This is a genomic window from Methylorubrum sp. GM97 (assembly GCF_024347855.1).
Lineage (GTDB): Bacteria > Pseudomonadota > Alphaproteobacteria > Rhizobiales > Beijerinckiaceae > Methylobacterium > Methylobacterium extorquens.
The window spans coordinates 4,252,735-4,271,371 of record NZ_AP025942.1 but is presented as its reverse complement, the minus strand read 5'-3'; the positions used below and the strand labels follow the sequence as shown (position 1 = coordinate 4,271,371).

At 69.3% G+C, this 18,637-nt stretch carries 14 protein-coding genes and 1 pseudogene; 4 read left to right on the top strand and 11 right to left on the bottom strand.

Annotated elements, in window-relative coordinates; all coding sequences use genetic code 11:
* Positions 1-63: 63 nt before the first annotated feature.
* The 5 genes and pseudogenes from MSPGM_RS19995 to MSPGM_RS19975 all read right to left on the bottom strand — a co-directional run bounded on the left by MSPGM_RS19995 (position 64) and on the right by MSPGM_RS19975 (position 5,093).
* A complete protein-coding gene (locus MSPGM_RS19995) occupies positions 64-792 on the bottom strand; it encodes an amino acid ABC transporter ATP-binding protein (protein WP_042509255.1) in 729 nt (242 codons plus the stop codon).
* Between the two features lie 74 nt (positions 793-866).
* On the bottom strand, positions 867-1,559 hold the full coding sequence (locus MSPGM_RS19990) for an amino acid ABC transporter permease (RefSeq protein WP_004446344.1): 693 nt from the start codon (positions 1,557-1,559) through the stop codon (positions 867-869).
* On the bottom strand, positions 1,559-2,281 hold the full coding sequence (locus tag MSPGM_RS19985; protein ID WP_004446342.1) for an amino acid ABC transporter permease: 723 nt from the start codon (positions 2,279-2,281) through the stop codon (positions 1,559-1,561). Before MSPGM_RS19985 ends, MSPGM_RS19990 begins: the two co-directional genes overlap by 1 nt.
* Before the next feature lie 34 nt (positions 2,282-2,315).
* Complete coding sequence (locus MSPGM_RS19980) at positions 2,316-3,227, bottom strand: amino acid ABC transporter substrate-binding protein (protein WP_004446340.1); 912 nt, start codon at positions 3,225-3,227, stop codon at positions 2,316-2,318.
* Positions 3,228-3,428: 201 nt separating this feature from the next.
* A pseudogene (locus MSPGM_RS19975) lies at positions 3,429-5,093 on the bottom strand (porin).
* Positions 5,094-5,810: 717 nt separating this feature from the next.
* Between MSPGM_RS19975 and MSPGM_RS19970 the strand changes: the two are divergent.
* Positions 5,811-7,352: an alginate export family protein gene (locus MSPGM_RS19970; protein WP_004446336.1), complete on the top strand. Its 1,542-nt coding sequence runs from the start codon at positions 5,811-5,813 to the stop codon at positions 7,350-7,352.
* Between the two features lie 179 nt (positions 7,353-7,531).
* Positions 7,532-9,253: an aspartate ammonia-lyase gene (locus tag MSPGM_RS19965; RefSeq protein ID WP_004446334.1), complete on the top strand. Its 1,722-nt coding sequence runs from the start codon at positions 7,532-7,534 to the stop codon at positions 9,251-9,253.
* Positions 9,254-9,279: 26 nt separating this feature from the next.
* Here the strand turns inward: MSPGM_RS19965 and MSPGM_RS19960 are convergent, their stop codons facing one another.
* From MSPGM_RS19960 to MSPGM_RS19945, 4 genes are all read right to left on the bottom strand, one after another.
* Positions 9,280-10,341 (bottom strand): SDR family oxidoreductase, encoded by a 1,062-nt coding sequence (locus MSPGM_RS19960; protein WP_004446332.1) that lies wholly within the window; start codon positions 10,339-10,341, stop codon positions 9,280-9,282.
* A 116-nt stretch (positions 10,342-10,457) separates the two neighbouring features.
* Complete coding sequence (locus tag MSPGM_RS19955; RefSeq protein ID WP_004446327.1) at positions 10,458-11,774, bottom strand: dicarboxylate/amino acid:cation symporter; 1,317 nt, start codon at positions 11,772-11,774, stop codon at positions 10,458-10,460.
* A gap of 160 nt (positions 11,775-11,934) precedes the next feature.
* Positions 11,935-13,326 (bottom strand): GntP family permease, encoded by a 1,392-nt coding sequence (locus MSPGM_RS19950; RefSeq protein WP_004446324.1) that lies wholly within the window; start codon positions 13,324-13,326, stop codon positions 11,935-11,937.
* An 80-nt stretch (positions 13,327-13,406) separates the two neighbouring features.
* Entirely contained in the window at positions 13,407-13,898 is a 492-nt protein-coding gene (locus tag MSPGM_RS19945) for a GNAT family N-acetyltransferase (protein WP_004446322.1), read from the bottom strand.
* Between the two features lie 350 nt (positions 13,899-14,248).
* Between MSPGM_RS19945 and MSPGM_RS19940 the strand changes: the two genes are divergently transcribed.
* Positions 14,249-14,758 carry a hypothetical protein gene (locus MSPGM_RS19940; protein WP_015824121.1) on the top strand — a complete coding sequence of 170 codons (510 nt, stop codon included), beginning with the start codon at positions 14,249-14,251 and terminating at the stop codon, positions 14,756-14,758.
* A gap of 16 nt (positions 14,759-14,774) precedes the next feature.
* Here the strand turns inward: MSPGM_RS19940 and MSPGM_RS19935 are convergent, their stop codons facing one another.
* Positions 14,775-15,620, bottom strand: a complete 846-nt coding sequence (locus MSPGM_RS19935; RefSeq protein WP_004446317.1) for a DUF3750 domain-containing protein — start codon at positions 15,618-15,620, stop codon at positions 14,775-14,777.
* Positions 15,621-15,908: 288 nt separating this feature from the next.
* Here MSPGM_RS19935 and MSPGM_RS19930 point away from each other — a divergent pair, with 288 nt between their 5' ends.
* Positions 15,909-18,080, top strand: a complete 2,172-nt coding sequence (locus MSPGM_RS19930) for a TonB-dependent receptor (RefSeq protein WP_015857342.1) — start codon at positions 15,909-15,911, stop codon at positions 18,078-18,080.
* A 21-nt stretch (positions 18,081-18,101) separates the two neighbouring features.
* Here the strand turns inward: MSPGM_RS19930 and MSPGM_RS19925 are convergent, their stop codons facing one another.
* The gene (locus MSPGM_RS19925; RefSeq protein ID WP_004446313.1) at positions 18,102-18,533 is read right to left on the bottom strand and encodes a hypothetical protein; all 432 of its coding nucleotides are present in this window, start codon (positions 18,531-18,533) and stop codon (positions 18,102-18,104) included.
* Positions 18,534-18,637: the final 104 nt, after the last annotated feature.

Below are 18,637 nucleotides of genomic sequence, written 5' to 3'. Positions count from 1 at the left end.
GCACGCGGCGCCACCCGACGGCCGGAGCGCCTCACGGGCAGAGCCGGAGGCGGCCTGTCGGCGTCAATGCGCGAGGATCCTCGACAGGAACTGCTGGGCGCGCTCGCTGCGGGGCCGGTCGAAGAAGGCGTCCTTCGCCACGTCCTCGACGATCTCACCGCGATCCATGAACACCACCCGGTCGGCCACCTTGCGGGCGAAGCCCATCTCGTGGGTCACGACCATCATGGTCATGCCATCGCGGGCCAGCTCCACCATCACGTCGAGCACCTCGCCGACCATCTCGGGATCGAGCGCCGAGGTCGGCTCGTCGAACAGCATCACCACCGGGTCCATGGCGAGCGCGCGGGCGATCGCCACCCGCTGCTGCTGCCCGCCCGAGAGCTGGCCCGGATGTTTGTGTGCATGCGCCGAGAGCCCGACGCGGGCCAGCAGGTCGAGGCCGCGCTGGGTCGCCTCTGCCTTCGAGCGCCCGAGCACCTTGCGCGGGGCGAGCGTCAGGTTGTCGAGGACGCTGAGATGCGGGAACAGCTCGAAATGCTGGAACACCATGCCGACCCGCGCGCGCAGCCGCGGCAGGTTGGTGGCCTTGTCCCGCACCCGCGTGCCGTCGACGGTGATCTGCCCCTCCTGGAACGGCTCCAGGGCGTTGACGCATTTCAGCAGCGTCGACTTGCCCGAGCCCGAGGGGCCGCACACCACCACCACCTCGCCGCGCGTCACCGCGGTGGAACAGCCGGACAGGACCCGGACCTCGCCGTACCACTTCGACACCGCCTCGATGGCGATCATCGTCCCGCCCGCGGCGGGCGGCTGCGGCGATGTCAGCGGCGCGGTCATCGGCCCACCCTCATCCTGATTATCCCTCACCGGGCGATCGCCGTGCGGGCCTGGAGCCGGCGCACCAGCAGCGAGGCTGCGAAGCACACGGCGAAGTAGACCAGCGCCGCGAACAGGTACATCTCCACCAGCCGCCCGTCGCGCTGCGCCACCTTGGAGGCGGCGCCGAGGAAATCGGTCAGCGACAGCACGTAGACGAGCGAAGTGTCCTGAAAGAGCACGATCGTCTGCGTCAGCAGCAGCGGCACCATGTTGCGGAACGCCTGCGGCAGCACCACGAGCCGCATGACCTGCGCGTAGCTCATGCCGAGCGCCCGGGCCGCCGCGCTCTGGCCCTTCGGGATCGACTGGATGCCGGCCCGCACGATCTCGGAGAAGTAGGCCGCCTCGAACAGGGTGAAGGTGACGAGCGCGCTGGCAAACGCCCCGACCTGGATCGGCGTGTCCGCGCCGATCGCCCAGGCGCCGAGATAGGGCACCAGGAAGTAGAACCAGAAGATCACCAGTACGAGCGGCAGGGACCGCATCAGCTCGACATAGAACTTGGCCGCATGCGTCAGACCCGGCACGCCCGAGAGCCGCAGCAGCGCCAGCCCGGTGCCGAGCACGATGCCGCCGCTCGCCGCGAGCGCGGTGAGCGTCAGCGTGAACACCATCCCCTCGCCGAACAGGTAGGGCAGCGAATTGGCGACGACGGAGAGGTCGAAATGCCCGAACATCAGCGCCCTCCCGGCACGGCCACGCGCCGTTCCAGCAGGGTCGCGCCCGCGATCACCACGAGGTTGAGGGCGACGTAGAGCAGGGTCGCCGCGGTGAAGGCCTCGAACACCTGGAACGAGAATTCCTGCATCGAGCGCGCCCGCGCCGTGAGTTCGAGCAGGCCGATGGTCAGCGCGACGGAGGTGTTCTTGAGGTTGTTCAGGAATTCCGAGGTGAGCGGCGGCAGGATGATCCGGTAGGCGTTGGGCAGAAGCACGGCGCGGTAGGTCTGCGCCCAGGTGAGGCCCAGCGCGAGGCCCGCCTGCGCCTGCCCCCGCGGCAGGGCGCGGATGCCCGCCCGCACCTGCTCGGCCACCCGCGCGGCGGTGAAGAAGCCCAGACACAGAACCGCCGTGTAGAACGGCGCATCCGGCATCTGCTTGACGGCCGAGCTGAGACGCGCGGGCAGGAGTTCCGGCAGCACGAAGTACCAGAGGAACATCTGCACCAGCAGCGGCACGTTGCGGAATCCCTCGACATAGGCCGCGCCGATGGCGTTGGCGGTGCGCGAGGGCAGCGTGCGCATCACGCCGACCACCGAGCCGAGGGTGAAGGCGATGGCCCACGAGCAGAGGGCGGTGACCACCGTCCAGGCCAGCCCGGAGAGCAGCATGTCGGCATAGGTGCCGGCGCCCTCGGGGGACGGCTCCAGGAAGATGCCCCAGTTCCAGGTGTAGTTCATCGCAGCTCGCCCAACCGCATCCGCGCCGGCACGGTCAGTAGGCCGCCGGGTCAGAGCTGTCGCTGGGGTTGGCCAAGGCCTTCCGCATCGCCTCGCTCATCGGGAGCTTCAGGTTGATGCCCCGCGGCGGGATGGCTTGCGTGAACCACTTCTCGTAGAGCGCCGTCCCCTCCGGGCTCTTGTAGAGCGCGGCGGTGGCGGCATCGACCACGGCCTTGAAGGCCGGGTCGTCCTTGCGCAGCATGATGCCGTAGGGCTCGGGGCGCGATTGCGCCTCCGAGGAGATCGCGTAGGCGTCGGGCGTCTTCGATCCGGCGACGAGGGCGGCGAGCAGCACGTCGTCCATCACGAAGGCGTCGGCGCGGCCGGTCTCGACCATCAGGAAGGCCTCGGCATGGTCCTTGGCCGGCAGGATCCGCATGCCGAGGCCACGGGCGGTGTTGATCTCGTTGATCTGGCGGATGTTGGTGGTGCCCGAGGTCGAGACCACGGTGCGGCCCTTGAGGTCGTCGGTCTTGTCGAGCCCCTTGTCCCGCTTGGCGACGAAGCGCGTCGCGGTGAGGAAGTGGGTGTTGGTGAAGGCCGCCTGCCGCTGCCGGTCGGCGTTGTTGGTGGTCGAGCCGCATTCGAGGTCGATCGTCCCGTTGGCGATCAGCGGGATGCGGGTCGCGGAGGTGACGGGGTTGAGCCGCACCTCCAGCGTGTCGAGCTTCAGATGCGCTTTGACCGCGTCGGCGACCTTGAGACAGATCTCGAAGGCGTAGCCCACCGGCTTCTGATTGCCGTCGAGATAGGAGAACGGCACCGAGGCGTCGCGATAGCCGATGGTGATGGCGCCCGTGTCCTTCACCTTCTTGAGGGTTCCGCTCAACTCCTGCGCGCCGACCGGTGCCGTGGCCGCCGAAATCGCGAGGGCGGCGAGGAAAAGCGCATGACTCAGGTGCATACGGCGGACCTTTTTCTGACGACGACCGCCTCGTTGCAGCCGGGACGAACCGCGGGACGGGCACGCGATTTGAAACGCATAGTGATGCTGAGAGAAGCGCTTGTCATCCGATCCGGACAAGCTCGCTGAGGCAAAGCCCATACCATCGGTGCGAAGCGCCACTCCCCAGGGCCCGCCGGCGGGTGCGTCCGGGGCGGACCATCAGAAGTCGCGCTGGACACGGATGCGGATCTGCGTCGTGTCGTAGTGCTTCTCGGTATAGGCCGGCAGGCCATTCACGGTGACGGGGCGGGTCGCGTCGGCGTCGCGCCCGCCGAGCAGGCCGGTGCCGATATAGGTTCCCTCGATGCCGATATCGAGATCCTTGACCGGCGACCAGATCAGGCTCGCGCCGGCGATGATCTGGTAGTTGTCGCGCAGGATCGGGTTGGATGCGAAGGCCGCGCCGGTCGGCGGCGCGGAGGAGCCGACGAGGTTGTTGACGAGACTGAACGCCTCGCGGGTGCCGCGCCGAAACCCGACCTCGCCATAGCTCCCGAAGACGGCGGAGCGCCATTCGGGCGCCCAATAATGCAGGAGGGAGGCGGTCGCCGTGAAGCTCTTCGACAGGTCGATCCGGCCGGTCAGCGGGTTGATCACCGCGTCGGCCAGGGCCTGTACGAAGGGGCCGCCCTGCACCGGGGTGAGCTGGCCGCTATAGTTGCCGGTGAAGTACGAGAAGCCGGTATAAATCAGCGCGCCCTCGCCGTAGGCGCCCTGCAGGTAGAGCCCGTCACCCGTGGCGATCCAGGGCAGGTTGAGCTTGAGGCCGCCCTGCACCGCCCAACCGTGATCGGTCTGTGATCCCGATGTGATGCCGCGGGTGGCGAGCAGGGCTGCGGCGGTGCCGGCGCCCACCGGCCCCGTCGCGGAACCCGGCGCGGCGGTCAGGGTGGAGATGCCGGAATTGGCGATGAAGCCGCCGATATTGACGTCCTTGACGGCGGCCGAGAGCTGGATCGAGCCCCAGCTCGCATCGTAGCGCAGCGCCCCGACGAAGTCCGGCATGCGCGAGCGCTGCACCGCGTCGACGAAGACGGCCGTGCTGGCGGTACCGTTGGCATTGGTGCCGAGGATGACGGGGCTCGGCGCGGTGACGAAGACGTTGTTCACGCCGCTCTGGCCGGGGATGGTCCCGGTGGGGGCGGCCGAGGCGGCGTAGAACGGGTTCTTGCGGAGGTTCGGATCCTCCATCGACAGCGTCGCCGACCAGCCCTCCCCCATCTTGGACGTTTAGGCCAGGAGGTTGGTGGAGGGCATGTCCGACCCCGCCGTCGAGCCGATCAGCTCGTAATCGTGGGCGTAGAAGTCGAAGAACGAGGAGGCGCGGCCCGCTGTCAGCCCGGCGAATTGAACGAAGGCCTTGTCGGCCACGACATAGTTCTGGACCCGGCCGAGCGCGTCCTGGCCAGTCGCCGGAAAGGCGTTGCCGATGCGTTGCTGCGTGCCCGACGCCATGGTCACGCCGGTACGGCTCGCGGCCTCCACGCGCAGGAAAGCGCGCAGGGTCCCGTAGCCGGTCTGGGTGCGCGCATCGACGTTCATGCGCATCAGCCCACGGTACTGCGGCAGGTCGCCCGCACTGTTGGTGCGGTTCTGGACCGGGATGTACCCGGCCTCGAAGCGGGCGCGGCCCGAAACGCGCAGGCAGGTGTCGGTACCGGGGATATAGAAGAAGCCTGCACCGCTCGCGCTGCAGACCCGGACAAACTCGATCGGGAGCGCCTTCCTGACAGGCAGGTCAGCCGCCCGGGCGGCGTCGACGGCCATCACGGCCGTGACCGCGATCGCGGCTCCTGCCAGACCTGTGGTTGCAGCCCGCCCCATCCACCGGACCTCCGCCATCAGCCCCGCCCCCTCACGGCGCCGAGTCGCCCGCCATGCCGCTCCCTGAGGAGACATGACGACGGCCGAGGGCACGACTTGCATAACGTTTGTGCAGACTGCGCAGACATGGCCCATCTTCAGGCGATCTTGTATAAGCAGGGATCAATACTGAAATACTAAAACCCTGTAGTTGACCCGTCACGCACAATCGCACGTTGCCGCGGATCGCCGCCTGCCTGTGACTTTTCAGCCGCACCCCGCCCCTCGACGCGGCCGGTCGGGATGAAACGGATGATCCGATCGTGCCGAGGGGACAGCCCGGCGTGGGGGAGCCGGATCGTGCGATCGCGCGGGCTCAGCCGAGACGCGCCCCTGCACGGAGGAGCTGAGAGGCCTGCCTTGCCGGACGGGCGAAGAAGAATATTTGATTTAATCCCGAAAAAATCAGGTCATCACGAGGTTTCGTCCGGGCCGTTGCAGGCGGGGGACAAAGGACGAAGGCATTCCAGCGATTGAAATACGCAGTTCAACTCCCTGATTTCGCTCCGTTTTGGCCCCGTGCCGCCATGTGGAAAACCCGTCGATGCGGGAGGGGCGGATTCACGGCCCCGCCGACAAAATGCATCGATCAAAGCGGGGGTCCTTGCACTGGTATACCAGTCTAGGCGATCTCTAGCCGGCCCCGAGCGAACTCTGCGAAAGAACAGGAGCGGTGTGGTGAAGCGGTCGGTTCTCTGCGCGTCGTTACTTGCCGGCGCCTCTATTCCCCTCTTCATCGGTCCGGTGCTGGCCCAGAGCGGCCCCTTTGCCGCCCCCCTGGAAACACGGCCCGTCACGGCCACGGAGGCCGCGACCGCCACGATGCAGGCGGGGATCGCCGCGTCCCGCAAGAAGCAGGACGGCCCCTACTTCGCGGCCCAGCCGTCCAAGCCGCCGAACTTCCTCTACAAGGGGTTCGGCGAGCCGGAGAACTGGCGCATCAGCGGCTCGTTCCGGCCGCGGGTGGAGGGCATCGCCAACCAGTTCCGCCCAGTGCCGACCTTCGCGGCCAACGACATCCTGAACTCGTACCTCACCACCCTGCATGTGGAGTACGGGATCAAGGGACCGGTGCGCGTCGGCGTCGAGCTGTTCGACAGCCGCGGCTACTTCCAGCAGCGCAACTCCTCCGCCTTCACCACGGAGATCAATGCCCTCGAACCGGGCCAGGCCTATCTCAACTTCGACACCGGCGATCTCGGTGACAACGGCTCGAAGAGCAGCCTCACGGTGGGCCGCTTCACCAAGAACATCGGCTCGCGCCGCCTCGTCTCGCGCCAGCAGTTCCGCAACACCATCAACGCCTATACCGGCGTGAGCTTCGACTGGCAGGGCGTGGGCAAGGACAAGTTCACGGCGCTGTGGGTGATGCCGCACACGCGGCTGCCCGACGACGTCAACGGCATCCTCGACAACGGCATCGAGTTCGACCGCGAGAGCCTGAACCTGCAGCTCTTCGGCGCCTCCTATACCTTCGCCAACATCTTCGGCGGCACGTTCGAGCTCTACGGCTACGGCCTCTACGAGCAGGATTCGGGCACCGGCCTGCGCTCGGTCCAGACCCGCGACCGACGCCTGTTCACCCCCGGCCTGCGGCTCGCCCGCGCGCCGCGGGTCGGCGAATTCGACTACGATTTCGAGGGGATCTACCAGACCGGCCTCGCCCGCGAGACCCCCGCGGCCGCCGACCAGCGCGACCTCACCGTCTCGGCCTATTTCGTCCACGCCGAGGTCGGCTACACCCTCGACCACGAGTGGAAACCGAGGCTGTCGCTGCACTACGATCACGCCAGCGGCGACCGGGCCAATGACGGCAAGTTCAGCCGCTTCGACACCCTGTTCGGTGCCCGGCGCTTCGAGTACGGCCCGACCGGCCTTTACGGCCCGGTGCAGCGCGCCAACCTGATCTCGCCCTCGATCCGCGCCGAGATCACCCCGAGCCCGGTCTGGGACGCCTTCATCGCCTACCGCCCGCTCTGGCTGGAGAGCGCCACCGACACCTTCGCCGCGACCCTGATCCGCGACCGCACCGGCCGCTCCGGCACCTTCGCCGGCCACCAGATCGAGGGGCGCCTGCGCTACTGGATCATCCCCAACGAGATGATCCTCGATACCGGCCTCGCCTATCTCGCCAAGGGCGACTTCCTACGCAACGCGCCCAACGCGCCCGATACCGGCGACACCTTCTACGGTTATCTCAACACGACGCTGTTCTTTTGATCCTCTGCCGGCCTCGCTGCACCCGCGCATAAGCTGACGATGCGGGGATGCTGACACGTCAACCAGACAGCGAACGGTTGACAGCCCGGCACGCGGAGACCTGAACACCGACCCGACGGTCACCGGCCGCTGACATCGTGGATTCGGCCGGATCGTCCGACGCATCGGGGGAGACTTCCGTGGCGAAGACGGCATCCGACACCAAGGCCAAGCGCTCCGCCAAGGATGCGGCAGGGAAGGCCAAGGGCACGGGCGGCAGGAGCACGGGCAGCAAGGGCACGGGCGGCAAAGGCGGCTCGGGAAAGAAGGCAGCCAAGGCCGAAATGAAGGCCGCGGCCATCGCGGCGGCCGAGAAGGCCGCCCGCCCGGACGTGCTCGGGACGGCGGCAAGTGCCACGGTGGCAAGGACCACCGCGGAGAATCCGCCCCAGGAGGAGGATCTCGCCGTCGCCACCGTGCGCAAGGTGGCGATGGAAGGGGCGAAGACCCGTTCGGAACACGACCTGCTCGGGGACGGCGAGGTGCCGGCCGATGCGCTGTGGGGCATCCACACCAAGCGGGCGGTGGCGAACTTCCCGATCACCGGCGTGTCGGTGGGCCATTATCCGGAGCTGGTGCGGGCGCTCGCCCTGGTGAAACAGGCCGCGGCGCGGTCCAACCACCGGCTCGGCTACCTGCCGAAGGGGAAGGCGAAGATCATCGAGGAGGCCTGCACCCTCGTCGCGACCGATCCGACTTACGCCGAATCCTTCGTGGTCGATGCGATCCAGGGCGGGGCCGGCACCTCGACCAACATGAACGCCAACGAGGTCATCGCCAATGTCGGCCTGAGGCTGATGGGCAAGGCGCCGGGCGACTACGCCGCGCTGCATCCCAACGACGACGTCAACATGGCGCAATCGACCAACGACGCCTACCCGACGGCCCTGCGGCTCGCGGTGATCTTCGCCACCCAGCCGCTGGTCAAGGCGCTCGACGACCTCGCCTACGCCTTCAAGAGCAAGGCGGTGGAGTTCGCCGACGTGCTCAAGATGGGCCGCACCCAGCTCCAGGACGCGGTGCCGATGACGCTCGGCCAGGAGTTCGACGGCTTCCACGCCACGATCAAGGAGGACGTGGCGCGATTGACCGAGATCGTCGGCCTGTTCCGCGAGGTGAATCTCGGCGCCACCGCGATCGGCACCGGGATCAACGCCGACCCGCGCTACGCCGCACTGGCCGTGGAGGAGCTGTCGCGGCTCTCGGGCCAGCCGATGGTGCTGGCCTCGAACCTCATCGAGGCGACCTCGGATCTCGGCGCCTTCGTGCTGTTCTCCGGCGTCCTGAAGCGCGTCGCGGTCAAGCTGTCCAAGATCTGCAACGATCTGCGCCTGCTCTCGTCCGGTCCCCGCACCGGTTTTGGCGAGATCCGGCTTCCGGCGGTGCAGGCGGGCTCCTCGATCATGCCGGGCAAGGTCAACCCGGTGATCCCGGAAGTGGTCAACCAAGTCGCCTACATGGTGATCGGCCACGACCTCACGGTGACGCTCTGCGCCGAGGGCGGCCAGCTCCAGCTCAATGCCTTCGAGCCGACCATCGGCTACTGCGTGCTGAGCTCCTTACGGATGCTGACGGCCGCCATCGACACCCTGACCAAGCGCTGCATCGACGGCATCGAGGCCGACCGCGAGCGCTGCCGCAGCCTCGTCCAGGGCTCGATCGGCCTCGTCACGGCGCTCGCGCCGACGCTCGGCTACGAGGCCAGTTCCCGCATCGCCCGCCGCGCGCTGAAGGAGAACCGCGCGGTGGCGGATCTGGTGCTGGAGGAAGGCCTCCTCACCGAGGCCCAGCTCAACGGACTGCTCGAACTGGAAGCCATGACCCACCCGACCCGGCGGCAGAAGGCCGGGACGGTCGTGTGAGTCTCTGGGGGTGAGCCTTGCGGCGGTCAGGGGATGACCCGCTCCGCCCGCAGCCGCGCGAACAGGTCGAAGAACGCGTCGTCCGAGGGCTGGTAATCGAGGAAGCCCAGGCGCCGGCTCTTGCTCATGTCGGTCACGACCTCGATCGGCCGGCCGAGATCGGCATCGGTGTGCCACGCCGAGGCCAGGCGGTTCAGGTCGGGCTCGATCAGGCCGTGGCGCTCGGCCAACTCGGCCCAGAGCGGGGCGGCGCCCGCCATCTGTGCTTCCAGCGGGTTCACCGCGCCGTCGAAGGGCGCGGGCTCGATGCCGAACCATTGGGCGAGCCGGCCCCACATCCATTGCCAGCGGAAGACGTCGCCGTTGACGACGTTGAAGGCCTCGTTATGCGCGGCCTCCGTCAGCGCCGCCCATTCGAGGTGGCGGGCGAGCAGCCGCGCGTCGGTCACGTCGGTGAGCCCGTTCCACTGCGCCGCCGAGCCGGGGAAGCGGAAGGGCCGCCCGGTCTCGCGGCAGAGCGTGGCGTAGACGGCCAGCGTCACGCCCATGTTCATGGCGTTGCCGAGCGCGTAGCCGACGATCGTGTGCGGGCGGTGCACGCTCCACGAGAAGCCGTCGCGCGCGGCGGCCTCGAACACCGCATCCTCCTGCGCGTAGTAGAAGTTCTCGACGGGCAGGCGCGGCAGGTCCTCGCGAAACGGCGTCGGCGGCAGGCTGCCCTTCCCGTAGGACTCGAACGGCCCGAGATAGTGCTTGAGCCCCGTCACCAGCGCCACGTGGCGCAGGCTGGCCGCCGGGCGGAGCGCGTCGAGAAGGTTGGCGACCATCGCGGCGTTGACGCGGATGTTCTCGGCTTCCGTCGGCTGGCGCAGCCAGGTGGTGAGGAAGACGTGGCTCGGCGCGTGCCCCTCCAGCGCCCGGGCGAGTGCGGCCGGGTCGAGCAGGTCGGCGGCGATCGGCGTGACCCCGGCGATCTCCGGCGGGCGCCGGGCGAGCCCCTCGACGCGCCAGCCCTGCGCCACGAGGTGCCGGGCGAGGTTGTTGCCGACGATACCGCCGACGCCCGCGATCAATGCCGTACCCGCCATACCCAACTCCGGTCCCGTCCTCGGCCCCGTCACGTCCGGTGCGGCGCCTCCTGGTCGGAAACCGGTCTCGGGGCGATCCGTTCGATCCCGTATCGACCCCGCGTCCGGCATTCGCCCTAAACGGCGGTGGGCTCCAGGCTCTCCCGGCCGTCGAGCACCCGCACGGCACGCTCCCGGTCGAGGTCGCCCTCCCAGGCGGCGACGACGACGGTGGCGACGCAATTGCCGATCAGGTTGCCCAGCGACCGGGCGATGCCGACGAACCAATCGACCGAGAGCACCAGCACGAGGCCGATCGCGGGAATCGAGGGGACGGCGTTCAGGGTTGCGGCCAGGATCACGATGGCCGAGCCGGGCACGCCGTGGGCGCCCTTCGAGGTGACCAGCGAGACGCCGAGCACCAGCATCAGGTCGCTGAAGGAGAGCGGCGTGTTGGTCGCCTGCGCGATGAAGACGACGGCAAGCGTCAGATAGATCGAGAAGGCATCGAGGTTGAAGGAGTAGCCCGTGGGCACCACGAGGCCGACGGTGGAATCCTTCACCCCGAGATGCACGAGCTTGCGCATGATCTGCGGCAGCACCGCGTCGGAGGAGGAGGTGCCGAGCACGATGGTCAGCTCCTCGCGCAGATAGATCAGGAGCTTGACGAGGCTGAGGCCCGCGAGCCGCATCACCGCGCCGAGGATCATGAACACGAACAAAGCCACCGCGAGGTAGAACAGGGCCACGAGCGAGAGGAGCTGCGCCAGCGAGCCGATGCCGTAGCGTCCGACCGTGTAGGCGACGGCGCCGAACACCCCGAGCGGGGCCACCCGTACGATCAGCCCCATGGCCTTGAACAGCACCGTGGAGAGGGCGTCGATCAGGCCCGAGACCGCCCTGGCCTTCTCGCCGCCGACCAGGGCGAGGCTCACCCCGAACAGCACGGCGAAGAACAGCACCTGCAGCACGTCGTTGCGGGCGAACGCGTCGAAGGCGGTCTTAGGGATGATGGCGAGGAGGAAATGCGCGATGCCGCCGCCCTGCAGCTTCTGCGCGGAATCGGCGTAGCCGCCGAGGGCCCCGGCATCGAGGCTTGCCACATCGATGTTCATGCCGTGGCCCGGCCCGACGAGGTAGGCGAGCCCGAGCCCGAGCAGGAGGGCCAGGCTCGTCATCACCTCGAAATAGATCAGCGCCTTCACGCCGACCCGCCCGACCTTCCCGAGGTCGCCCGCCCCGGCGATGCCGTGCACGACGACGCAGAACACGATCGGCGCCACGATCATCGCGATCAGCCGGAGGAAGGCGTCGCTCAGGATCTTCAGCTCTGCGGCGAAGCCGGGCGCCAGAGCGCCGACGAGGATGCCGGCCAGAAGCCCGGCGATCACCTGCACGAACAGGGACTTGTGGAGCGGCGCCCGCTCGGTCGGCAGGGTGGCGGCATGGCTCATCGGGCGGGCTCCTCGCAGCATTTTCGACCTGCGCGCCGCCGAACGGGCTTCCGCTTCGGCGAGAGGCACGTCGGCGGGAAGCATTTCGGCGCAAGGGGCGGTGCAAGCGGCGGCGCAGCACCCCACAGCCGCCCCGCGCACAACGTGGGCGGGTATATCCTTAGACCCATCCGGTCAGGTAGTAGACCCCGATCACGAAAAATACGGCCACGGTCTTGATGATCGTGATGGCGAAGATGTCGCCGTAGGACTGGCGGTGGGTCAGCCCGGTCACGGCCAGCAGCGTGATGACCGCGCCGTTATGGGGCAGGGTGTCCATGCCGCCGCTCGCCATGGAGGCGACCCGGTGCATCACTTCGAGGGGGATGCCGGCCGCCTGCGCCGCCTCGACGAAGCGGCCCGACAGGGCGCCGAGCGCGATCGAGAGCCCGCCCGAGGCCGAGCCGGTGACGCCGGCCAGCACGTTGACCGTCACCGCCTCGTTGATCAGCGGGTTGGGGATCGCCGAGAGCGCGTCCGAGATCACCTTGAAGCCGGGGAGCGCGGCGATGACGGCGCCGAAGCCGTACTCGGTGGCGGTGTTCATGCCGGCGAGCAGCGAGCCGGCGACGGCCGCCTTCGAGCCCTCGGAAAACCGTTCGGCGAGGTTGCGGTAGCCGAGGATCACGGTGGCGAGGATGCCGAGAAGCAGCGCGCCCTGCACCGCCCAGATCGCCGCCACGGTCTTCACCTGTACGGTGACGGGATGGGCCGCCATCTCCGGGGTGAGCGCCGCGCTCGCCTGCTCGCCGTAGGCGGCGGTGATCCAGGCGAGCAGGAGCTTGTTGCCGATCCCGACGATGAGGAGCGGCAGGATCGCCACGGCGGGATGGATGACGACCTTGTCCTCGACCGCCTGCGGCTCGTTGGTGTGGCCCTCGCCGTAGCCCTCGTCCCCGGCGGAGCGGCGGCGCCATTCGAGATAGGCGACGCCGACCGCGAACACGAAGAGCGCGCCGATGACGCCGAGCCACGGGGCGGCGTAGGCGTCGGTCTTGAAGAAGGAGGCCGGGATGATGTTCTGGATCTGCGGCGTGCCCGGCAGGGTGTCCATGGTGAAGGTGAAGGCGCCGAGCGCGATCGTGCCGGGGATCAGGCGCTTGGGGATGTTCGAGCGGCGAAACAGCTCGGCGGCGAAGGGGTAGACCGCAAACACCGCCACGAACAGCGAGACGCCGCCATAGGTGAGGATCGCGCCCACCAGCACGATCGCGACGATCGCCCTTCCCTCCCCGAGGAGCCCGGTAACGGCGCCGACGATGGAGCGGGCGAACCCTGAGATCTCGATGAGCTTGCCGAACACGGCGCCGAGCAGGAAGACGGGGAAGTACAGCTTCAGGAAGCCGACCAGCTTCTCCATGAACAGCCCGGAGAACAGGGTCGGCACGGCAGCCGGATCGGTCAGCAGCACCGCGCCCATCGCGGCGACCGGCGCGAACAGGATCACCGAGAAGCCGCGATAGGCGATTCCCATCAGGAAGAAGAGCGCCGCGAGGCAGATCAGGAAGCTCAAGGCACGCGCCCTCCCCGCACCTCTCACGGTGCGCGAGGCTCAATCTGCCCCAAGCGCGGCCGTGTTCAATGGAGGCGGGGTTACAGGGGGCGGTGCATCACCAGCGCATCGACCGGCCCGAGGGTGGGATGGCGGAACACGCCGGGCAGGCGGCCGACCTCCCTGAGGCCGAGGCTCGTCCAGAGCGCGACGGCGTGGGTGTTGGTGGCGACGACCAGATTGAACTGCATCGCGGAAAAGCCCAGCGCCCGAGCCGTCTCGAAGGAATGCAGGCCCATGGCGCGGGCGATGCCCCGCCCCCGCGCCTCGGGATGCGTGGCGTAGGTGCCGTTGGCGACGTGGTCGCCGGGGCCGAGCTGGTTGGCGCGGACGTAGTAGCTGCCCAGCACCGCGCCCGCGCTCTCCGCGACGAAGACATGGTGGGCCGGGGAGAACCAGTAGGCGAGCGCCCGCTCCCCGTCCCAGTCCCGCGGCAGGGCGTAGACATCCCCGGCGCGCAGGATCGGTTCCAGGATCGACCAGATCGCGTCGCGGTCATGGCTTTGCGCCGGGCGGATCAGAAGGTCGGTCATCGGGGGCCGCGGAAGGGTCCGGTGCAGGGGGGGCCGTGCAGAGAATCCGTGCAGGAGCCGTTACAACGATGCCGGTCACCGGCAACGGTCACGGCGCTGGTAACACGAATCGACCGCCGCCGGGCTCCCGGCTGGGAGCGGTGGGATCTTTCGGCGCAGACGCCTGACCCTTTCGGACGAACCTCTGCCCGCGCGGAGACGAAACGTCTCTCAAGACGCGGAGAAACCTCGAAAAACAGCCCTCTCGCCCGGCTCGTGCCCGGCGTTGACGGCAGGATTTTTCCAGATTGAGACTTCGAGGCGGTCGCACCGCGCGGCCGCCCGACGACCTGTCAGAGGGAGCAAACGCGATGTATCGCAGATCGACGATCCTAGCCGCCTTTGCCGCCGCACTGTCGCTGACCCCGGTCCTTCCGGCGGCCGCCCTCGCGATGCCGATGGGCGGAAGCTTCACCGGCCGGGTTGAGAGCCAGGCACCGCAGGTTCTGGGCCCGAACGAGGTCAAGCTCCAGCAGACCGCCTCCGGGATCAATACCGGCCCCGGCACCCCGCTCGACGGCGCCCGGGTGCAGTGGGTGGAGACCCTCACGCTCAAGAACGGCCAGGGGCCGGTGCAGGGCACTATCACCTTCACGACGCCCGGCGGCTCGACCTCGAGCCTCTACCGGGGCACGGTCACGACCGACGCTCAGGGCCGCGTCACGGCGACGGGCACCTATCAGGACAGCGCGGCGACCGGCGAGTTCGCCGGCACGAAGGGCAAGGGCAGCTTCTCCCTCGCCTACACGTCGAAGACCGAGTTCGCCGGCCAGTGGCAGGGCGAGGTGACGCTGCCGGGCCAAACCTCGTCGAAGCGCTGAAACGCGACGGGGCGCCTCAGCCCGAGACGGAATCGGTCGCCGGGCGGCGCTCCGGTTCCGTCGCCGGCACCGCCTTGTCCGCGTCGCCGCCGGGGATCAGCGCGATCCGGCCCCAGCCCGGCAGCTTCAGGGCCGGGCGGCGCCAGTCGAGGCCGGCCACCGCGCCGAGCAGGTTGAGTTCCAGCCCGTCGACCCAGCCGATGGTGAAGCCGACATAGCCGCGCCAGGTCAGGCGCAGGCCCGTGCCGCTCGGGGTGATTTCGGCGATGCGGCCCGGCGGCGTCCAGTCCTTGCCGAGCGCGGTGGGCGGCAGCGGCACGTCGTTGTCGGGGATGCGCGCGACGACGTGGGCGGCGAAGGTGTTCGAGTTCGGCCCCGGCCACGCCTGGTACGAGCCCTGGCTGCGGTGGGGATAGTCCGCCACCGCCGCGCGGATGCCGGGGATCGCCCGCGCCGCCGCCTCGCCGTCGAGCCCGAGCACGATTTCCGGCTCGTTGCCGAACCAGCGCCCGTCCGGCGCGTAGGCGTCGGTGCGCACGGGCCGGCCCCAGCCGACCACGTCGTAGCGGGTGTAGCGAGGCGCCCCGGCCTCCTTGATCACCACCCAACTGTGGTGGGCGAAGATGCCCCGCCAGCGCCCGACCCGGGCGGCGTAGACCCGCACCATCGCCCCCGGCACGGCGGCGGCCGGCGGGAGCAGCCCGGCGCTCGACCAATCCGCCGTCGACCAGTTCTCCGCGCGTCCGCCCTTCGCGGTCCACCACAGGGCGTGGGTCGCGAGCGGAACGAGGAAGAGAAGGATGAGGAGGCCGAGGCCGAGAAGGAGGAAGCGAAGGGCGGGCAGGAGCACGTCGGTGGGCATCGGGTTCCGGAAAACATCAATCCGGACAGGCGGCACCATCTCCGGGGCCCCCAATGTCACGTCCGGCTCCGCTCGGCACAAGCGCCTGCGACGCCGCGCGCCGGGTGACAGTGCGCGCCCCGTGCAGCCGCGCACCGGACAGCCGCCTGATGCAGGCCGGTCACACACGCCCTCCCCCGACGGAACGGGCGGCAGATAAGCCTTGCAACATTGTAACATTCTCGCGATGAAACATTGTAACGTGACGAGGCTGGATCGACGGGCATGCGGGGCGGACGTTCAGGACGGATGCTGCTGGCGGCGGGGGCGGTGCTGACGGGCGTGCCCGGAACCGTGCTCTCGGCGCAGGCGCAGGAGGCGGCCACGCTGGAGGAGATCAGCGTGACCTCGGTGAGCCCGATCCAGGGCCGGCCCGCCGCTCCGGCGACTCCCTCCCCCGCCGTGCCGTTCGCCCGCGCGGCCGAGGTGCTGCCGGTGGTGACGAACACCTTCTCGCCGGTCACGGTGGTGCCGCAGGAGCGGATCGCCCGCGACCAGCCGCGCACGCTCGGCGACGCGCTGTTCGACCGGCCCGGCATCTCCGCCTCGACCTACGCGCCGGGGGCGGCCTCGCGGCCGATCATCCGCGGCCTCGACAACGCCCGGGTGCGCATTCAGGAGAACGGCATCGTCAACGGCGGCGTGTCGGATCTCGGCGAGGATCACGCGGTGCCGGTCAACCCGCTCAACGCCAGCCGGATCGAGGTGATCCGCGGCCCCGCGACCCTGCGCTACGGCTCGGGCGCGATCGGCGGCGTGGTCTCGGCCGAGAACAACCAAGTACCGACCTTCATCCCCGCCCGCGGGATCACGGGGCAGGTCACGACGGGCTACACCACCGTCGACAACGGCCGGCTCGGGGCGGCGAGCGTCGATGCGGGCGCGAACGGCATCGCGGTCCATGCCGACGGGTTCGCGACCGCGACCGATTCCTACGCGATCCCCGGCGGCATCCAGCGCAACTCGGCGACCGAGACGCAAGGGGGCTCGGTCGGCATCTCGGCGATCGGCGACCGCGGCTTCCTCGGCATCTCCTACAGCCACTTCAACGCGCTCTATCAGATCCCCGGCGGCGAGGCGGAGGAGGCGCGCACCCGGCTCAACCCGAACCAGGACCGCGTGCTCGCCCGCGGCGAATACCGCCCGCTGGAAGGCCCGTTCGAGGTGCTGCGGTTCTGGGCCGGCGGCTCGGTCTACCGCCACGAGGAGATCGGCTTCGGGCACGCCCATCACGATCACGGGGACGATGACGACCACGCGCATGAGGGCCCGGCCGGCGAGGGCGTGCAGGCGATCTTCAAGAACCGCGAGGTTGAAGCCCGGTTCGAGGCGCAGCACGTGCCGGTCTTCACCGCGCTCGGCACGCTCACCGGCGCGGTCGGCGTCCAGACGAGCCGGCGGGTGCTCAACTCGCAGCTCGAGAGCTTCCTGCCGCCGACCGAGTCGCGGGTGCTGGCCGCCTACCTGTTCGAGGAACTGGCGGTCGGCAGGGGGCTCCGGTTCCAGGCCGCGGGCCGGATCGAGGGCGACCGGCTCAACAGCATCGCGACGCAGTTCCCCGGCAGCTACCTTCCGACGGACGGGGACCCGCTCAGCTATGCCCTGACGCGCCGCTTCGCTCCCAAGAGCCTCAGCTTCGGCGCCCTGCAGGATCTGCCCTACGGCTTCGTGGCGAGCCTCAACGGCTCCTATGTCGAGCGTGCGCCCACCGGCGCCGAGCTGTTCTCGCAGGGGCCGCACCACGCCTCGGCGACCTTCGAGATCGGCGATCCGACCCTGCGGCTGGAGCGCGCCCGCACCGCCGAGATCTCCTTGCGCCGGGCGGACGGGCCGCTGCGGCTCGACGCCACCGGCTACGTCACGCGCTACACCGGCTTCATCTACCGGCGCGACACCGGGAACCGCTGCGACGACGATTTCGGCTCCTGCGGCTCCGGCGACGAGCTGCGCCAGGTCGTCTACTCGCAGGCCAATGCCAGCTTCTACGGCGCTGAGATCGGCGCGCAGCTCGATCTCTTCGCCGTCGGCGACGGCTGGGCCGGAATCGAGGCGCAGTACGACTTCGTCCGCGCCCAGTTCGACGACGGCTCCTACGTCCCGCGCATCCCGCCGCACCGGCTCGGCGGCGGCGCCTTCGTGCGGGCCAACGGCTGGTTCGCGCGGATCAACCTGCTCCACGCCTTCGACCACACCGAGATCGCCCCGTTCGAGACGACGACGCCGGGCTGGAACGATCTTCGCGCCGAACTCGCCTACACCCAGGCGCTCGACCCCACGGTCTACGGCGCCACCGAGGTGACGCTGGGGCTGCAAGGCCGCAACCTGCTCGACGACGACATCCGCAACTCGGCCTCGTTCAAGAAGGACGAGATCCTGCTGCCGGGCCGCAACCTCCGCCTGTTCCTGACGGCACGGTTCTGAGACCGCCCCTCGCTCGCGACCCTACTTGCCGCGGGCCGGCTTCGCCGCCGGCCGCTCGGGTGGCGTGACGGCGCCCGCCACCGTCCAGTGGCACACCGCCGTGCCCTTGAGGGTGAGGCAATCGTAGGCGCGGCCGTTCAGGGCGACGTGGTCGGCGAGCCCCATGACCGTGGCGCGGTCCACCGGGCTGCAGCCGAGATCGGATTTCGGATCGCTCGCGACCGCGAGCGCGGCGGCGCGGTCCTCGCCCGTGCTGCGCAGGAGGCCGCGCAGGTTGGCCAGCGAGGTGCAGCCGACCACGGAAGCGGCCCGGGCCTGGGCCTTCTGATCGCCGGCCCGGCCGCCTGTCCCTTGCCCTGTCCCTTGCGCAACGGCACCCGGCGCGGACAGCGCGAGGACAAGGAGAGCTGAGGCGGCGAGGGCTCGGTGAGCGACGTGCAGCAAGCGGGACATGGAGCGGTCTCGGACGGTGGAGCCTGATCCCGAACGGCGGTTGCCGTTGTTCGGGACGAGACGCCGAGGCCCGGCATACCATGCCCGGCGCCCCGGACCGAGCC

Bases quoted from the DNA above. Each gene is read 5' to 3' on its own strand.
- MSPGM_RS19990 (WP_004446344.1), bottom strand. From the start codon at position 1,559: ATGTTCGGGCATTTCGACCTCTCCGTCGTCGCCAATTCGCTGCCCTAC.
- MSPGM_RS19930 (WP_015857342.1), top strand. From the start codon at position 15,909: ATGCTGCTGGCGGCGGGGGCGGTGCTGACGGGCGTGCCCGGAACCGTG.
- MSPGM_RS19940 (WP_015824121.1), top strand. From the start codon at position 14,249: ATGTATCGCAGATCGACGATCCTAGCCGCCTTTGCCGCCGCACTGTCG.
- MSPGM_RS19960 (WP_004446332.1), bottom strand. From the start codon at position 10,341: ATGGCGGGTACGGCATTGATCGCGGGCGTCGGCGGTATCGTCGGCAAC.
- MSPGM_RS19935 (WP_004446317.1), bottom strand. From the start codon at position 15,620: ATGCCCACCGACGTGCTCCTGCCCGCCCTTCGCTTCCTCCTTCTCGGC.
- MSPGM_RS19985 (WP_004446342.1), bottom strand. From the start codon at position 2,281: ATGAACTACACCTGGAACTGGGGCATCTTCCTGGAGCCGTCCCCCGAG.
- MSPGM_RS19925 (WP_004446313.1), bottom strand. From the start codon at position 18,533: ATGTCCCGCTTGCTGCACGTCGCTCACCGAGCCCTCGCCGCCTCAGCT.
- MSPGM_RS19955 (WP_004446327.1), bottom strand. From the start codon at position 11,774: ATGAGCCATGCCGCCACCCTGCCGACCGAGCGGGCGCCGCTCCACAAG.
- MSPGM_RS19945 (WP_004446322.1), bottom strand. From the start codon at position 13,898: ATGACCGACCTTCTGATCCGCCCGGCGCAAAGCCATGACCGCGACGCG.
- MSPGM_RS19995 (WP_042509255.1), bottom strand. From the start codon at position 792: ATGATCGCCATCGAGGCGGTGTCGAAGTGGTACGGCGAGGTCCGGGTC.
- MSPGM_RS19980 (WP_004446340.1), bottom strand. From the start codon at position 3,227: ATGCACCTGAGTCATGCGCTTTTCCTCGCCGCCCTCGCGATTTCGGCG.